The organism is Arthrobacter sp. B1I2, from assembly GCF_030816485.1.
Taxonomy (GTDB): domain Bacteria; phylum Actinomycetota; class Actinomycetes; order Actinomycetales; family Micrococcaceae; genus Arthrobacter.
Genome location: NZ_JAUSYC010000001.1, coordinates 2,712,982 through 2,727,973, shown reverse-complemented (window position 1 = coordinate 2,727,973; position 14,992 = coordinate 2,712,982). Strand labels below are relative to the sequence as shown.

The 14,992-nt window shown below is 68.7% G+C and carries 14 protein-coding genes; 2 read left to right on the top strand and 12 right to left on the bottom strand.

What is annotated here, in order from left to right; all coding sequences use genetic code 11:
* Nucleotides 1-36 precede the first annotated feature (36 nt).
* The 4 genes from QFZ57_RS12735 to QFZ57_RS12720 all read right to left on the bottom strand — a co-directional run bounded on the left by QFZ57_RS12735 (nt 37) and on the right by QFZ57_RS12720 (nt 6,728).
* The gene (locus QFZ57_RS12735) at nt 37-1,386 is read right to left on the bottom strand and encodes an MFS transporter (RefSeq protein WP_373461242.1); all 1,350 of its coding nucleotides are present in this window, start codon (nt 1,384-1,386) and stop codon (nt 37-39) included.
* A gap of 81 nt (nt 1,387-1,467) precedes the next feature.
* Nucleotides 1,468-4,521, bottom strand: coding sequence for an AAA family ATPase (locus QFZ57_RS12730; protein WP_306630776.1), 3,054 nt, complete (start codon nt 4,519-4,521; stop codon nt 1,468-1,470).
* Entirely contained in the window at nt 4,518-5,696 is a 1,179-nt protein-coding gene (locus QFZ57_RS12725; RefSeq protein ID WP_306630775.1) for an exonuclease SbcCD subunit D, read from the bottom strand. The genes QFZ57_RS12730 and QFZ57_RS12725 overlap by 4 nt, the downstream gene beginning before the upstream one ends.
* Before the next feature lie 57 nt (nt 5,697-5,753).
* Nucleotides 5,754-6,728: an aquaporin gene (locus QFZ57_RS12720; RefSeq protein ID WP_306630774.1), complete on the bottom strand. Its 975-nt coding sequence runs from the start codon at nt 6,726-6,728 to the stop codon at nt 5,754-5,756.
* Between the two features lie 227 nt (nt 6,729-6,955).
* Here QFZ57_RS12720 and QFZ57_RS12715 point away from each other — a divergent pair, with 227 nt between their 5' ends.
* Nucleotides 6,956-8,041: an ADP-ribosylglycohydrolase family protein gene (locus tag QFZ57_RS12715; protein WP_306900527.1), complete on the top strand. Its 1,086-nt coding sequence runs from the start codon at nt 6,956-6,958 to the stop codon at nt 8,039-8,041.
* On the opposite strand, the gene QFZ57_RS12710 is transcribed toward QFZ57_RS12715, so the two are convergent.
* Nucleotides 8,022-8,501 carry a DUF4395 domain-containing protein gene (locus QFZ57_RS12710; protein ID WP_306900526.1) on the bottom strand — a complete coding sequence of 160 codons (480 nt, stop codon included), beginning with the start codon at nt 8,499-8,501 and terminating at the stop codon, nt 8,022-8,024. The two genes, QFZ57_RS12715 and QFZ57_RS12710, sit on opposite strands and share 20 nt — an antisense overlap.
* 82 nt (nt 8,502-8,583) lie before the next feature.
* A complete protein-coding gene (locus tag QFZ57_RS12705; protein ID WP_306900525.1) occupies nt 8,584-9,648 on the bottom strand; it encodes an exonuclease domain-containing protein in 1,065 nt (354 codons plus the stop codon).
* Between the two features lie 82 nt (nt 9,649-9,730).
* Between QFZ57_RS12705 and QFZ57_RS12700 the strand changes: the two genes are divergently transcribed.
* Complete coding sequence (locus QFZ57_RS12700; protein WP_306632501.1) at nt 9,731-10,525, top strand: VTT domain-containing protein; 795 nt, start codon at nt 9,731-9,733, stop codon at nt 10,523-10,525.
* A gap of 96 nt (nt 10,526-10,621) precedes the next feature.
* Here QFZ57_RS12700 and rdgB read toward each other — a convergent pair whose 3' ends face one another.
* From rdgB to clpS, 6 genes are all read right to left on the bottom strand, one after another.
* The gene (rdgB, locus tag QFZ57_RS12695) at nt 10,622-11,269 is read right to left on the bottom strand and encodes an RdgB/HAM1 family non-canonical purine NTP pyrophosphatase (RefSeq protein ID WP_306900524.1); all 648 of its coding nucleotides are present in this window, start codon (nt 11,267-11,269) and stop codon (nt 10,622-10,624) included.
* Complete coding sequence (gene rph / locus QFZ57_RS12690; RefSeq protein WP_306630769.1) at nt 11,266-12,024, bottom strand: ribonuclease PH; 759 nt, start codon at nt 12,022-12,024, stop codon at nt 11,266-11,268. Before rph ends, rdgB begins: the two co-directional genes overlap by 4 nt.
* A gap of 67 nt (nt 12,025-12,091) precedes the next feature.
* Complete coding sequence (locus QFZ57_RS12685; protein ID WP_306630768.1) at nt 12,092-12,889, bottom strand: MBL fold metallo-hydrolase; 798 nt, start codon at nt 12,887-12,889, stop codon at nt 12,092-12,094.
* Nucleotides 12,886-13,956: a glutamate racemase gene (gene murI, locus QFZ57_RS12680; protein WP_306900523.1), complete on the bottom strand. Its 1,071-nt coding sequence runs from the start codon at nt 13,954-13,956 to the stop codon at nt 12,886-12,888. Before murI ends, QFZ57_RS12685 begins: the two co-directional genes overlap by 4 nt.
* A 66-nt stretch (nt 13,957-14,022) precedes the next feature.
* Nucleotides 14,023-14,589, bottom strand: a complete 567-nt coding sequence (locus QFZ57_RS12675) for a DUF2017 domain-containing protein (protein ID WP_306900522.1) — start codon at nt 14,587-14,589, stop codon at nt 14,023-14,025.
* A complete protein-coding gene (clpS, locus tag QFZ57_RS12670) occupies nt 14,582-14,965 on the bottom strand; it encodes an ATP-dependent Clp protease adapter ClpS (RefSeq protein WP_306630765.1) in 384 nt (127 codons plus the stop codon). The genes QFZ57_RS12675 and clpS overlap by 8 nt, the downstream gene beginning before the upstream one ends.
* Nucleotides 14,966-14,992: the final 27 nt, after the last annotated feature.

Genomic DNA, 14,992 nt, shown 5'->3' with positions numbered 1-14,992 from the left:
GCAGCACGCGGGCACGGCCTGTGGTGGGGTGCCCCGTCAGGCCCGCCGGCGGAGCACGACGGCGGCTCCCGCCCCAAGCAGCGCCAGCGCCGCCGCAGCGCAGACCGGGACTAGGAACGCAGCCCCGGGTCCGTGAAGCTGGGCCAGCTGTCCCCCAACCGAGGACCCGATGGCGGTTCCGGCGACAATGCCGCTGGCGAGCGCCGTCATGACCGTGCCAAGCCGGCCGGCGGGCGCCACCGTCCCGCCCACGGCGAAGACGGTGACCATGACCGGACCCACCGGGAGTCCAAGGACCAGCAGGACGGCAGCCATCATGGGCAGCGACGCCGGCACCAGCAGCAGGACCGCCAGCGCCGCCATCAGGACCGCGCACAGCACCCAGCGCAGCGCCAGGCCGGCCTTCCGCGGCCAGTAGGCAACCGAGAGTGCCGCCGCCGCGGAGCTCAGGCCCATGACCGCGTACAGCAGGCCAGCTATTTCCGCGCCCGCGAGCCCGGCGGAGAAGGCGCTGAGCGCAGCCTGGGTGGAACCAAAGAAAGTCCCCACGCAGACCATGGCAAAGACAGGGAGGGCAACGGCCCACGGGAGCTTCGAAGCGTTCGCAGCGCTCTTGCCCCTCCGGCCTCCCCTGTCTCCCGGGCGCTGCGCGGCCGGTACGGCATGGTGGGTGGGGTGTACGGCGAAGGCCGGGACGAGCGTGATGGTCATGGCCGCGGCCAGCACCAGGGGAAGCCAGGGCGCCACGAGGCTGGCCAGGATTCCCACCAGGGCCGGTCCAAGCACGAATGTCACCTCATCGGCCGTGCTCTCGTAGGAGAGTGCGGTGTCCAGGTCACGCGAAGTGCCGGCGGGCGGCGCTGCCGAACCCGCGGCGTTGGCCGTCAGGGCCATCCATCTGACCCGGGCCAGGGGTCCCACCTGGGGGCAGGTGGCGCCGGCTATGAAAGCAGTTGCCGGGACAGCAAGCGGAAAATCCCCGGCGGCGGCAGTGTTGCCGGCGGCGAGGACCAGGGCCAGCACCGCCACCGTGTTGAGCACCGCGGCGAGCAGCAGGACGGGCCGCTGTCCCCGCCGGTCCGCCAGGGAACCCAGCACCGGAGCTCCCAGTGCGGAGCCGATGCCCACCGCGCCTGCAGCGGCACCGCCTGCGGCAAAGGAGCCACTGACGGAGGTGACAAGGGTGAGTGTGCCCATGGCCAGCATGGCCAGGGGAAGCCGGGCGAAAAGCCCCAGGGGCATGAAGCTCCGGCCGGCCAGCTGCGGCAGCCGGGAAAAGCGTCCCCCCGCCGCCCGTTGCACGGAGTCCGGGCCGTGGCCTTCCTGTCCTGTAACGACGCGGGAAGGAGTGTTGCGGGTGGTCGAAGGAGTGGTTTGTGGTGTCAATTCCGGGCTCGTTCAGTAGGTGCGCATCGTCCCTCCTCCCGATGCGCGCAACCCGGTAACAGGCTCCAGTATATCGACCGGTCAGAGGAGGGCGTCCAGGCTTTCGGAGATCCGCAGCGTGGAGCCGTTCCGGCTCTTGAGGACCTGCAGCTGGGTGCCGATCCGCTGTTTCATTTCGGCAACATGGCTGACCAGCCCCACCACCCTGCCGCCGTCGCGGAGTCCCTCAAGGGCGTCCATGACCTGTTCCAGGGATTGTTCGTCCAGGCTCCCGAAGCCCTCGTCAACGAAGAGGGTTTCGATTTCCACGCCTCCGGCCTCCTGCTGGACAACGTCCGCGAGCCCCAGGGCCAGTGAGAGCGAAGCCATGAAGGATTCGCCGCCGGAGAGGGTGGAGGTGTCGCGGCGGAAGCCTGTCCACTGGTCCACCACTTCAAGTCCCAGCCCCGACTTGGCGCCCCGTGCCGCCTTGGCATCCGTGTGCTGGAGCAGGTACCTGCCATCGCTCATGGCCACCAGGCGTTCGGACGCAGCGAGGGCCACCTGCTCCAGCCGCGCGGCCAGGACGTAGCTGTTCAGACTCATCCGGTACGTGTTCTCGCCCCGGCCGGCTGCGGCGTCAGCCAATCCGGCGAGCATCTGTGCCCGTTCCGCCGGTTCCCGGGACGAGCAGAGCAGTTCCTCGTATTCGGCGGCGATGGATTTCAGGGATGCCAGGCAGCGGGCGGCCAGGCCGGCGGCCAGATCGGCTTCCCGGGCGTCATTCTGGGCGGCTGCCGCCGCAAGGCGCAGCGCTGCCAGCCGTTCCTCGTCCGCCAGGAAGCCTTCGGCGGCTTCCGCCAGGGCGAGCACAATGTCCTCGGACTCGAACAATCCGGCCACGCGGGCGGCTTCGTCCTGCGCAGCACGGATGGCGGCTTCCAGGGCTGCCACGTCAGCGGCGCCAAGGAGCTGGCCGCGGACGTCGTCAGCCGTGGCGAAGCCCGCACCCGGCAGGGCCAGTTCCAGGTGTTCCCGGGCTTCGGCAGACCGCAGCCGGGCTGCATCCAGCCGCGACTGTGCTTCGACCGCCTTGTCCAGGACTGCCACGGCGTCCGCGAGTGCCCTTAGCCGGCGGTTCATGCTGCGGTGGCCGCCCCGCAGGCTGGCAAGCGCCGTGTCCAGTGAACCAGCCTGTTCGGCCAGCTCAGCAAGGGACACCGCGGTTTGGGACAGCTCTGCCTCCGTTTCAGACAGCGTGTGCCGGGCCTGGCCAATGCCGGCATCCAGTAATTCCAGCCGTTGCCGCCTGTCCTGCAGCTCCTCGGCGGCCTGCTCGGCGGCAGCTGCTGCAGTCATTGCCTCATCGGCGCCGGTGCGTGCCTCCGCCAGCGGGGTGGTGCCGCCCTGTCCGGCGAGGACGGCCACCGCCTGCTCCGCCTCGGCAAGGTCAGCGGCAACCCGGGCGTGGGCTGCCTCTGCAGCCTCGTATACGCCGTGGGCCTCCTCCTCATCCTGGGCCAGGCCGGGACCCCCTGTACCTGCGCTGGCGGGACCGGGATGCTGCCCGTTTCCGCAGACGGGGCAGGGCTCTCCGGGAACCAGCTTGGCGGCGAGTTCGGAGGCGGCGTTGGCGAGCCGTTCCTCCCGCAGGTCCAGCCAGCGGCGTTTCGCCTCCAACAGGTATTCCCGCGAGTCTTCATGGCGGATCCTGGCCTGGTCCCTTGCTTTGGCGGCGGACCCGTACCTCCGGACGACGTCCAGCAGTTCCGAGGCGGCGGCAGCTTCCTTGCGGCGCAGTGCCGCCTCGACGGACCGGGCTTCCAGCTGGTCCATGCCGTTGGCGAGCTGTTCCCGTTCCGCCAGCAGGTGGGCTGCACGGTTGCCAAGCGTCTCCACGGCCAGCTGGAGGTCTTCCTGCCTGCCGGCCAGGCTGTGGTGCCGCTTCCGCAGGTCCTGGAGCCGGTCCTCGTCCGGCAGCCGTGCCTCGACCACGGCCTGGAGCGAACGCAGCCGTCCCAGTTCTTCCGCAACGTCGGGACCGGCAGCAGCAACCTCTGCTGTTTCCAGGCCGAGCTGGGCCAGTTCGCCGTCGTCCCCGGCGGCCAGGCGGAGCAACGTCATGGCAGATTGGGCAGCGGCTTCGGCGCTGTGGACCTTGGCGGCTGCAGCGTCCATGGCCTGCAGCTGCCCTTGGAGGACCTCGGCCTGGCGGTGCCGGGCGAGCCTGGCGGAGAGTTCCTCCCGCTGTGCAGCCCCTTCCTCCACGGCCGTCCTCCGTGCGGTGGCCGCGTGGAGTTTCCGGTGCCGCTCATGCCGTGCGGCTTCCCTTTCCACTTCAGTGCGGCGGTCCTGGCTGGCCGCCGCGGCGGCGGTGGCGAGCTCCGTCAGTTCCGCCAGGCGCCCGGCAACGGAAGCCTGCAGCCATTTAAGGCGGCCGGGGACATCGTCCGGTGACGGCGCCCCGCCGTCCGGAAGCTGGAGCGGGGCGGCCTCGGTTTCGGCGCGCGAGGCCAGGAGTCCGAGCTGCCCGGACAGGACCGCGACGTCCTCCCGGGCAGCGGCGGCCTGCCGTGACAGTTCCTGCTCCAGGGCTTCGAAACGCTGGGTGCCGAAGAGTTTCTGCAGCAGGTCCAGACGGTCAGCAGCCTTGGAGCGGAGGAAGGCAGCAAAATCACCCTGCGGCAGCATCACCACCCGGGTGAACTGTTCGCGGTCCATTCCCAGCAGGGCCATGAGTTCGGCGCCCGCCTCATCATTGCGGGCCGACTTCTCCACCCAGGCCCCGTTCACCCGTTCGCGAAGCAGCGTCTTTGCCTGCTGGACGGTGAAACCGTTCTTCCCCCGGGCACTGGGCTTGTCCCACGCCGGGGAGCGGGTCACCTCAAAGCGACGGCCCTGGGAAGAAAATTCGCAGGTGACAGCAGGTTCCAGCCCCGGTTCCGCATGGTCGCTGCGGAGCCGCTTGCCGTCCTGCCGGGCGCCGGGAACGGACCCGTACAGGGCAAAGCAAATGGCGTCCAGCACGCTGGTCTTCCCGGCACCGGTGGGCCCGTTCAGGAGGAACAGTCCGTGGGCGCTGAGGCGGTCAAAATCGATGTCCTCGGTTCCGGCGAAGGGGCCGAACGCGGAGATGCGCAGATGGTGGATCCTCACCGGGACGCCTCCAAGAGCCTGACGTTCTCCAGCGCGGCGGCGAGCGCCGCCTTCTCCGCCTGGTCGGCGTCGCGTCCCCGCACGTGCTCTAGGAACCCGCAGCATAACGCGAGGTCATCCGGCGCGCCGGCGAGCCTGCTGCTATAGGTGGCCTGGCTGGCCGCAGCTGCGCCCTGCGGATCGAATGCCAGGACCAGCGTGTCCGGGAACCTGGCGCGGAGCCGTTCCATGGCGCGGGCGGGGCGCTGGGCATCCGTCAGGGTGATCTGGCAATAGGCGGCTTCAGCCCACGCATGGCCGGGTTCCGCCAGGAGATCTTCCAGGGTGCCGCGCAGTACGGCCAGGGAACGTGGGGCTTCCCACAGGACCTCCGCCACGGACGTGACCCCATCCGGACCGACGTCCACCAGCCAGGCACCCTTCTGGTGTGTGGACTCGGAGAAGGAATAGGCCAGTGGCGAACCCGAATACCTGACGGAATCGGAAAGCTTTTGCCGCCCGTGCAAGTGGCCCAGTGCCGTGTAGCTGAAACCGTTGAAGAGATCCAGCGGCACCGCGCCCACGCCGCCGATGCTGAGGTCCCGCTCGCTGTCCGAACTGATGCCTCCGCTGGCGAAAGTGTGGGCCAGGACCACCGGGTGGACTCTGGCGGAAGCCGCGCGCCGGCTGATGTCCTCGCGGACCAGGGCCGTTGCGGCGCGGGTGACCTCGAAGTGGCTTGCCGTGTCCGCCCCCAGCTGCTCGGCCACCAGCCTGGGCTCAAGCCACGGGATGCCGTAAAGCGCCAGGACAGCTTCCTTACCGGCAGCATCCGTTCCCAGCGGCAGCAGCAGCGGGTGGTCCAGGTCCTCCACCCTGGTGCGCAGGTGCACTCCCCCGCGTTCCAGCAGCCGGGAGGCGAATCCCAGCCGGATGGCGGAGTCGTGGTTCCCGCTGGTGAGGAAGACTTTTGCACCCGTGGCAGTCAACCGGACCAGTGCGTCATCGAGCAGGTGGACCACGTCCACGCCGGGAAGCGCCCGGTCATAGACGTCACCGGCGATCAGGACAACGTCCACGCTGTCCCGCTCGACCGCTGCCACCAGCTGGTCAACGAAGGCGCGCTGGGCGTCCAGCATGCCAACGCCGTGGAAGGAACGGCCCAGATGCCAGTCCGAGGTGTGAAGTAACCGCATGTTCCTAAGCTATCGGGAACCACTGACAGTCACAGAAAGCGCCGCGGCCCGCAGCGGTCAGGACCGTTTGCCGTCGAAAAACTCCTGGGCCTCGCTGACGCCGCCGGCCGTCTCCTGCCGGGCAGCCGGCGCGGGTGCCACCCCGTCCTCGTTCTCCAGGCCTTCGTCGGCGTCCCCGGCAGTATCCTTGGCCCCGCCATTGCCGTCCACAACATTCCCGTCTGCTGCATCCGGGCCGGCCGTGCCGCCGTCGGACGCCTGACGGTCCTCAACGGGCGCCGCGGATTCAGCCCCTGCGGCGATCCGGAACACCAGCCCCGCGATGGCACCGCCGGCCAGCGGCGCCACCAGGAAGACCCACAGCTGCTCCACGGCCCAGCCGGAGCTGAAAACTGCGGAGGCAACGGCACGGGCGGGGTTGTACGGCAGGTTTCCCACCGACTGGCCCACCTGCAGCAGGGCCGCGAAGGACAGGCCGACGGCAACGGGCGCCGCAGCACGGCTGCCGCCGGGGCGCCCGGCGCCGAGGAAGACAGCCACGATGATGGCGGCCCCCAGCAGTTCCAGGAGCACGGCGGCGGCGAGCGGCGCCTGGATGATGGAGTGTTCACCGAAGCCCGCGGCCACGGTGTCGAAGGCGGTACGGCTGTCCGGGATGCTGGGCAGGGTGCGCAGGATTCCGAACAGGGCAAGGGCGCCCACCAGGGCCCCCGCCACCTGCGCGGCGGCGTAGGCTGCGGCGGCACCGGCACGGATCCGTCCGGCCAGGAGGTGCCCCAGGGTGACCGCAGGGTTGAAGTGGCCGCCGGAGATATGCCCGAAGGCGAGCATGGCTGCGGTGATGGCAAGGCCGGCAGCAAGGGCCGCGGGCACCGGGCTGGACTGCGGAATGCTGAACAGGGGCACGCCCAGCCCGGCCACCGCCAGGAAGAGGCTGCCGAAGGCCTCGGCCACCAGGCGGGGCAACAAACTGCCGGGCGCGGAAGCCGTGCCGGGCTGCAGTGCGTCGCGGGCAGGGACAGGGGTGCTCATGATGGGACCTTTGCTTCTCGGGGACCTGGTGCTTGCGTTTCCGGTTGTGGTTGCCGGTTCCGGCGGCTGGTTCCGGTGCTGCGGCCGCCGGGCAGTTTGCCGGGCCGGGCAACCCGTGCAGTATTCCAGCCCAGGCTGTGCGTTTGCTGGACACCGGCTGACCGCGCGGCCTCCGCGGTCGGAGGGGACGGGGTCCTGAACCGGTTTACGGACGGTAAATTTACTCCATGAGCATTGACCACGGCGTTCCTGCGCCCACCCTCAAGTCCCGGATCCACGGCGCCCTGCTGGGCGGGGCGCTGGGAGATGCACTGGGCTACACCGTGGAGTTTGATTCCATCGACGAGATCCGGCAGCGCTTCGGGGCCCAGGGTCTGACCGGGTTTGACGGCCTTTCCAGCCCCCTGCACTTTTCCGACGATACCCAGCTGACCCTGTATACCGTGGACGGGCTGGTGGAGGCGTTGGAATGGGCCAACTCCGGGGTGGGCGCGGACGTGAACGCCTGCCTCTGGCTGGCCTACCTGCGCTGGCTGGCCACCCAGGGCGAGCACACGGGCCCTGCCGCGCCCGTACCCCAGCCACGCTGGATCGACGGCAACGAGGTGCTGAGACAGCGCCGGCATCCGGACAAGGACTGCATCACCGGCCTCGCCACCGGGGAGATGGGCACGTCCGTCCGTCCCGTCAACCCCGGAGCGAAAGGCGCCGGCACGGTGATGCGTTCGGCACCGTTCGGGCTGATTCCGCACATCACGCCCGACGCCGTCTACAAGTTGAGTGCCGACGCCGCCGCACTGACGCACGGCCACCCCGCTGCCCACCAGAGTGCCGGGATCTTCAGCCTCCTGATCCACAAACTGGTGTCCGGGGAGGCGTTGCGGGACGCCGCTGCCGCAGTCGCCGCGCACGCGGCCGCCCTCCCGCGTGTGGCGCCGGAACTGCCGGAACGGCTCGAGGCCGCCCTCCGTCTTGCAGAGAAGGCCGTCGTTGGCCCGGAGGAACTGGTTCAGGTGCTAGGTGCAGGCTGGATGGCTGAGGAAGCCCTCGCCGTCGCGCTTTATGCCGTCCTTGCCACTTTGCCCGCTGACGGGGCGGACGCCCGGCCCGCCCGGCATTTCCGGGAGGCCGTGGCGCTGGCCGTGAACCACAGCGGCGGCAGCGATACCGCAGGCTCGATGGCGGGGAACATCCTGGGAGCCCTGTACGGGGAGGACTGCCTGCCCGGGCAGTGGCTGCAGGCCCTGGAAGCGCCGGAGGTGATCCGCGGCATGGCCGGTCAGTTGGTCAGGGTTACGACCGGCGAAGGCTGATGTTGCTGCAGGCCTCGCAAACGTCCTCGGGAATCAGCCCACGGCGCTGCAGGAACCCGAAAATCGTGCACCCCAGGCAAAACCCCGCGAACGCCTCAAGCGACGCCGCAACCACGAGGATCCCCAGCAGCGTCCACGCTGCCGGTGCCGCACCCGCAGCGAACAGGAGCAGGGCGGCGGTGGATACCGCAGCGCCGATCCCCTGGGCAAAGCGCTTGGGCGGCCCGGGGACCAGCTTCACCTTTCCCAGCCGCGGGGTGATGACCTTCACGGAGAGCAACGCCAGGGGTGAAATCCGCGGGCCGAAGAGCAGCCGCAGCCAGAACCCGGTGGCAATGGCGAGCAGCCCCCACCCGGAACCTGCCACGGCAGTGGCGGCGGCGAGCAGCACCACGAGCGCCGCCGTGACGCGGGCGGCGTACTCATTCACGGGATTGGGGAATGCGAACAGCGAGGCCATGACGCAAGGGTAGGAGGCTGCCGCCGGGCGGCCAAGGTTTGTTGCGCCGGATGACTGTGCGCACCTCCAACGACCCGACGGGTCAGGCGCTGGCGGCAGGTGCGCAGGCGCCGTCCCAGGTTTCTCCGGCACCGGCGTACCCCGCAAGCCGGACGTCCCCGCCGCCCACCATCTGCAGGAACTCGCCCTCGGAGAGCACTTCGATGGCCTGTCCCCTCTCATGGAGCTCCAGCACACGGCGGGCCTTACCGGTTAGCCGGCCCGAGCGCAGGTCCGCCGCCACGAATCCGTCCCCCACCACCAGGACCGTGGTGCGGCCGGTGACCCGGCTTTCCGTCCGGGCGCCGCACCTGGCGGAGCGCAGTTTCGCTTCCGGGCGGTCAATGGAGAGCTGCCCCGTAAACACCACCGTCTGCGCGTACAACGGATGGCCCGGCTCGGCGTCCAGGTTGGGTTCCGGGTTCAGCCCTTCCTCGGGCCAGCCGGACTGGAACCGGCGCACCAGCGCGGCACCGTTGCCGGAAGCACCTGCCATGGCTGCCAGGCTTGGCTTTGACAGGTCGCCGGAGGCGGGATCGAAAGCCTGCTGGCGCGGCATGGCAAGCCCCAGGGAGAGGAAGAGTTCGGCGATGCTGTTGGCACCGTTGCGCGCGGCGATGTCGATGAGGATGCCCGCGCAGGCCCGGGCGTCCTCCGCGGCGTCGTGGTGGTTGACCAGCGGCACACCCGCTTCCTCGGCGGCGAAGGGAAGGGAATTGGAGACGAGCGAGTAGCAGCGCCGGGACAGCATGACCGTGCAGACGTAGTCGTAGGCAGGCCCGGGCAGGCCTGATACCTCCAGCGCCGAGCGGATCACGCCCCGGTCAAATGCTGCGTTGTGGGCTGCCAAAACGTCGTCTCCGATGAAGGCGCCGATTTCCGGGAACAGGTCACCAAAGCGGGGTGTGCCCACAACGTCCGCAGCCGTGATCCCGTGGATCCGGACGTTGTGGTAGTCAAAGTGGTCGTAGCCGGGCGGCGGGCGCATCAGCCAGGACGCCTCTGCGACGATCTTCCCGCCCCTCACCTTCGTCAGCCCCACAGAGCACGGGGAGCCGCGGAATCCATTGGCCGTTTCGAAGTCGATCGCCGTAAAGTCCAAACCCACGGCCCCTACCTTACCGCCGCAAACGTCCCAAGCCGGGACGCACAGGCCTGTCAAGTACCCTTGAGGGGTGAACTTTCCTGTGATGAATGACCTCGCTGTGTCCATGCTGGGCGGTGCGGGACCGGTCCAGCCGAAAATGGCTTCCTTCCTGCCCGATTGGCTGAACCCCCAGGTCTTCCTGGCCGATTCCGCACTCGCACCCTGGGTGGTCCTGCTGGTATGCGGAATCGTCTTCGCCGAAACCGGGCTGCTGGTGGGGTTCTTCCTCCCCGGAGACTCCATGCTGTTCACCGCGGGCCTGCTGGTGGCCACGGACACCATCAAGTTCAACATCTGGCTTTTGGCCCTGCTGATCGTGGTCGCGGCCATCATCGGCAACCAGACCGGCTACCTCATTGGTTCAAAGGCCGGACCGGCCCTTTTCAACAAGCCCAATTCCCGGCTCTTCAAGCGCGAGAACGTGGACAATGCGCACGCCTTCTTTGAAAAGCACGGCGGCAAGGCCCTGATCCTGGCCCGCTTCGTCCCCATCATCCGCACCTTTGTCCCCGTCATCGTCGGCGTGGCGCAGATGAGCAGGAAGAAGTTCTTCCTCTACAACGTCATCGGGGCGGTGCTGTGGGGCGGCGGCGTGACGCTGCTCGGCTACCTTCTGGGCGACAAGGTTCCGTGGGTCCGGGACAATCTGGACATCATCTTCATCGCCATCGTGCTGGTCTCGGTGATTCCCATCGGCATCGAGGTCCTGCGGGGCCTGTCCGCCAAGCGCCAGGCACAGGCCTACGGCACCGACCCCTTGGACGAGTTCATCGAGGAACACGAACCGGAAGAGGAGCACAAGACTCCCCGGAACATGCGGGGCGGCCGGCCTGAGTAGCAGCCTCCCCGTGGCGGCTGTAAAAAGCCCGTCCTGACTGCAAAAGAGAAGGTGCGTACCCCGGCGGGGTGCGCACCTTCCTTTTACAGCCGGTTCTTAGCCCGCCGCCTCCAGGGCTGCCACAATCGACGGCAGGAGTGCCCGGAATGCCTTGCCGCGGTGGCTGATGGCGTTCTTTTCCTCGGCCGACAGTTCGGCGCAGCTGCGGTCCTCGCCGGCCGGCTGCAGCACCGGATCGTAGCCGAATCCACCGTCTCCCCGGGGTTCGCGCAGCAGGATGCCCTCCAGCTGCCCGTACTCCACCACTTCGCGCCCCGGGCCCTCCGCATCGGCGGGCGTGGCCAGGGCGGCAGCGCATACAAACGCCGCGCCGCGATGTGCGTCCGGAACGTCGGACAGCTGGTTCAGCAGGAGTTCCAGGTTGGCGGCGTCGTCACCGTGGCGTCCTGCCCAGCGGGCGGAGAAGATTCCCGGCGCGCCGCCCATGACATCCACGGCGAGCCCGGAGTCGTCGGCGATGGCCAGCAGTCCGGTGGCGCCTGCCACGGCGCGCGCCTTCAGCAGCGAGTTCTCGGCGAACGTCACCCCTGTTTCGACGACGTCCGGGGCACCCGCCGCCGCGGCGTCCACCACCTGGGTGTCGACGTCGAGCCCGGGTACCTGCCCGCGCAACAGCTCACGCAGTTCCCGGAGTTTGCCCTTGTTGTGCGTGGCGAGCACCAGCCGGGGAGCTGCGCTGCTCACAGGGTGTCCGCCAGGGTTTCGCGCTGGATCGCAGCGAGCTGGGCGGTGCCCAGGAGGGCCAGGTCCAGCAGCTGGTTCAGTTCATCCCGGTCAAACGGGGCACCCTCGGCGGTCCCCTGCACCTCGACGAACTTGCCCGAGCCGGTGACCACCACGTTCATGTCGGTTTCGGCGCGGACGTCCTCCACGTAGGGCAGGTCCAGCATGGGAACGCCGTCGATGATGCCCACGGAAACCGCTGCGATGGTATCCACGAGGGGCTGGGCGTTCCTGGCGATGAGCTTGGTGTCACGGGCGAACCGGATGGAGTCGGCCAGCGCCACGTAGGCACCGGTGATGGCTGCGGTGCGGGTTCCGCCGTCGGCCTGAAGGACGTCGCAGTCCAGCACGATGGTGTTCTCGCCCAGGGCCTTGGTGTCGATGATGGAACGCAGCGAGCGCCCGATCAGCCGCGAAATCTCGTGGGTGCGGCCGCCGATCTTTCCCTTGACGGATTCGCGGTCCGACCTCGTGTTGGTGGCGCGCGGCAGCATGGCGTACTCGGCCGTGACCCACCCGCGGCCCTCGCCCTTGAGCCAACGCGGCACACCGGGGGTCAGCGATGCCGTGCACAGCACCCTGGTGTTGCCGAACTCGATCAGCGCCGATCCTTCAGCCTGGTTGGACCATCCGCGGGTGATGCTGATGGGCCTGAGCTGGTCGGGGGCACGGCCGTCGGCGCGCACAATGGGCACTGCAGTTGCTTCAGATGTCATGCCTTTAGCTTATCGAGTGCCGGTACGGAGGGTGCCCAGTGCCCCGGGCCTGCAGCTGCAGCTGCAGCTAGATGGTGTAGTGCACGCCCGCCACGGCAACGGCCACGTCGCCCGGAAACGCCGGCCGGGCTTCGGCCATGACGGTGGTCTGGGACGTCCATACCGGGATATGGGTCAGCAGGAGCCGCCGGGCGCCGGCCGCCGCCGCAGCCTCGCCCGCCCGCTTGCCCGTGAGGTGGACATCGTTGATACCGTCGTCACGGCCCTCTTCGAAGGCTGCCTCGCACAGGAACAGGTCTGCGTCCTTGGCGGCTTCCTCAAGCCCGGCGCAGGAATCGGTGTCGCCGGAATAGGTCAGGACCCGGCGCACCGGAGTGCCGTCCTTGCCGGGCTCAACCACCTCCACCCGGAGGGCGTAGGCCTCCTCGATGGGATGGTTAACGGCGAAGGGGGTAATGGTGAAGGGGCCTACGGTCACGGGTTCGCGTTCAATCCAGTTGGTGAAGTCGAACTCTTCATGCATTCCGGGGTCCAGGTCCAGCCCGTAGGCGGTGGCCATCCGGTCGGCTGTAGCGGCCGGGCCCCACACGGGAATCCGGCCGCGACCCCAGCCGCCGGGCTTCCAGCGGATGGCAACGTGCAGCCCGCACAAATCCATGCAATGGTCCGGGTGCAGGTGGGTGAGGAAGATCGCATCGATGTCCTCGAGGTCCGTGTAGCGCTGGATGGCTCCCAGCGCGCCGCTGCCGAGGTCCATCACCACCTTCCACGTCCGTTCACCGTCCGTGGCGGTCAGGAGGTAGCACGACGCCGGGGAGCCGGGTCCGGGGAACGAGCCGGTGCATCCCACGATGGTCAGCTTCACAGGGACGGCCCTCCGGCGCGGCCGGCGTCAGCGAATCCGCCGCCCACGAAGTTGGAGATCCTGGGGCGTTCCCGCGCGCTCTGCGCAGCAGCGATCATCTCGGGGGTGATGCGGGCCAGGCTGCCCGTGGGGTACTGCGCAGCCACATGGTCCACGTGGCGGACGGACAGCACCTCGGGGCCCAGGAACCGCCGGGCGAGCGCCTCGAACTGCCGGGCGTCGCCGGTGGCCACGAAGTGGTGCTCGGGCGGGGCTGCGGAGGTCCGCTGCAGGTTGTGGGTTGCCAGGGCGCGGTAGACGTCCTTGGCGGTTTCCTCGGCACTGGAGACCAGTGTGACGTCCGCGCCCATGACGTAGGAGATCACCCCCGTCAGCAGCGGGTAGTGGGTGCAGCCCAGGACAACCGTGTCCACCCCGGCCGCCTTCAGGGGCGCCAGGTACTCCTCCGCGACAGCGAGCAGTGCCGGGCCCGTGGTGATTCCGGCCTCCACGTAGCTGACGAACTCCGGGCACGCCACGGAGGTGATGCCGAGGTTGGGCGCGGCGGCGAAGGTGTCTTCGTAGGCGCGCGATCCCACCGTGGCCGAGGTGCCGATCACGCCCACGCGTCCGCTGCGGGTGGCGGCAACGGCGCGCCGCACCGCGGGCTGGATGACCTCGATGACCGGGATGCCGTACTTGGCGGTGTACCGCTCCCGGGCGTCCCGCAGGACAGCGGCCGACGCCGAGTTGCAGGCGATGGTGAGCAGCTTGACGCCGGAGTCCACGAGTTCGTCCATCACGCCCAGGGCGTTGGCCCGCACCTCCGCGATGGGCAGCGGTCCGTACGGCCCGTGGGCGGTGTCCCCGACGTAGAGGATTGACTCGTTGGGGAGCTGGTCGATAATGGACCGGGCCACGGTGAGCCCGCCGACACCGGAATCGAAGACGCCGATGGGACGCTCCCCCAGTTGGGGATCTCCGGCGCTGCCCGCCGCGGTCTCCGCCGCAGCCACCGCTGCCGGATCCGTGCTCGATGCTGAAGTCATGATTATTCGAGGATAGGTGTTCCCGGAAGCGTCAGCCATCATCTTGTGTCCTGCGACTCATGTCTGCTGGGTCACAGCGGACGGCCTCCCCCTGGCCGCCGTGGCTCACCGGCGGGATTCCATGGACTGCAGCATGGCCTGGACCAGGGACTCCTGCAGCCAGGTGGTGAAGTTGTACACCAGCGCCAGGTAGCTTTCCACGTCCTCGGCCTGGGACCAGTCCTGCATGCGGTGGACGTGTTCGGCGTCGGCCTCGTCCCGGATGTCCAGGCGCTCGGCCAGGACCAGCCGCACATCGTTCAGCGCCATGGACCAATGCCGCGCTCCCTCGGGCGCCAGCACGATCTCGTCCTTGTCCAGATCCAGCGCCGCCGCGCGCAGGGCGCCGATCTTTGTTTCCCGCAGTGAACGCTCGGTGAGCTGCCGGAACTCAAGGGACGCGGCGCCGTCGTCCTTATTCACGTTGGGCAACAGCCGCTTCACCGCGCGGTCCGTCGGTTCGGCCACGTCCATGTCCAGGCCGATCAGTGCTGCCAGCGGGTCCTGCCCGGTGCGGTCCTCGGGCTCAAGCATGGAAATGACGTCGTCGATCAGGCTGCGCAGCAGCTCGCGTTCAGCCGGCTCCAGGTGGCCGGTGATGCCTTTCAGCCCGTATTTGAATGCCTTAGCCACGTTTCCCCTTACCCTGGCCCGGACCGCCGGACTTGCCTGATTTGCCGCCGGAGCCGCCGCTTGCCTTCTCCACCGTGGCCCAGAGCCCGAAACCGTGCATGGCCACGGCGTGCCGCTCCACCTGTTCCTTGCTGCCCGAGGCGACGATGGACCGGCCCTTCCGGTGGACCTCCATCATCAGCTTGTTCGCCTTGGTCTCCGAGTAGCCAAAGTAGCTTTGGAAAACATAGCTGACATAGCTCATGAGATTGACGGGATCGTTCCAGATCACCAGGTTCCAGGGGATGTCCGGTGCGGTCAGGGAGTCGGTGGACTCTGCTGTGCCGGTCCGGATGCCCTCCTGTGTATCAGGGCCAGGCGCAACGCTTATGGTCATCTGTCCATTCTATGGGGATGCCTACTA

Coding starts and splice junctions, on each gene's coding strand:
- rph (WP_306630769.1), bottom strand. CDS start 12,024: ATGACATCTGAAGCAACTGCAGTGCCCATTGTGCGCGCCGACGGCCGT.
- QFZ57_RS12720 (WP_306630774.1), bottom strand. CDS start 6,728: ATGAGCACCCCTGTCCCTGCCCGCGACGCACTGCAGCCCGGCACGGCT.
- QFZ57_RS12715 (WP_306900527.1), top strand. CDS start 6,956: ATGAGCATTGACCACGGCGTTCCTGCGCCCACCCTCAAGTCCCGGATC.
- QFZ57_RS12700 (WP_306632501.1), top strand. CDS start 9,731: ATGAATGACCTCGCTGTGTCCATGCTGGGCGGTGCGGGACCGGTCCAG.
- QFZ57_RS12725 (WP_306630775.1), bottom strand. CDS start 5,696: ATGCGGTTACTTCACACCTCGGACTGGCATCTGGGCCGTTCCTTCCAC.
- murI (WP_306900523.1), bottom strand. CDS start 13,956: ATGGCTGACGCTTCCGGGAACACCTATCCTCGAATAATCATGACTTCA.
- QFZ57_RS12710 (WP_306900526.1), bottom strand. CDS start 8,501: ATGGCCTCGCTGTTCGCATTCCCCAATCCCGTGAATGAGTACGCCGCC.
- clpS (WP_306630765.1), bottom strand. CDS start 14,965: ATGACCATAAGCGTTGCGCCTGGCCCTGATACACAGGAGGGCATCCGG.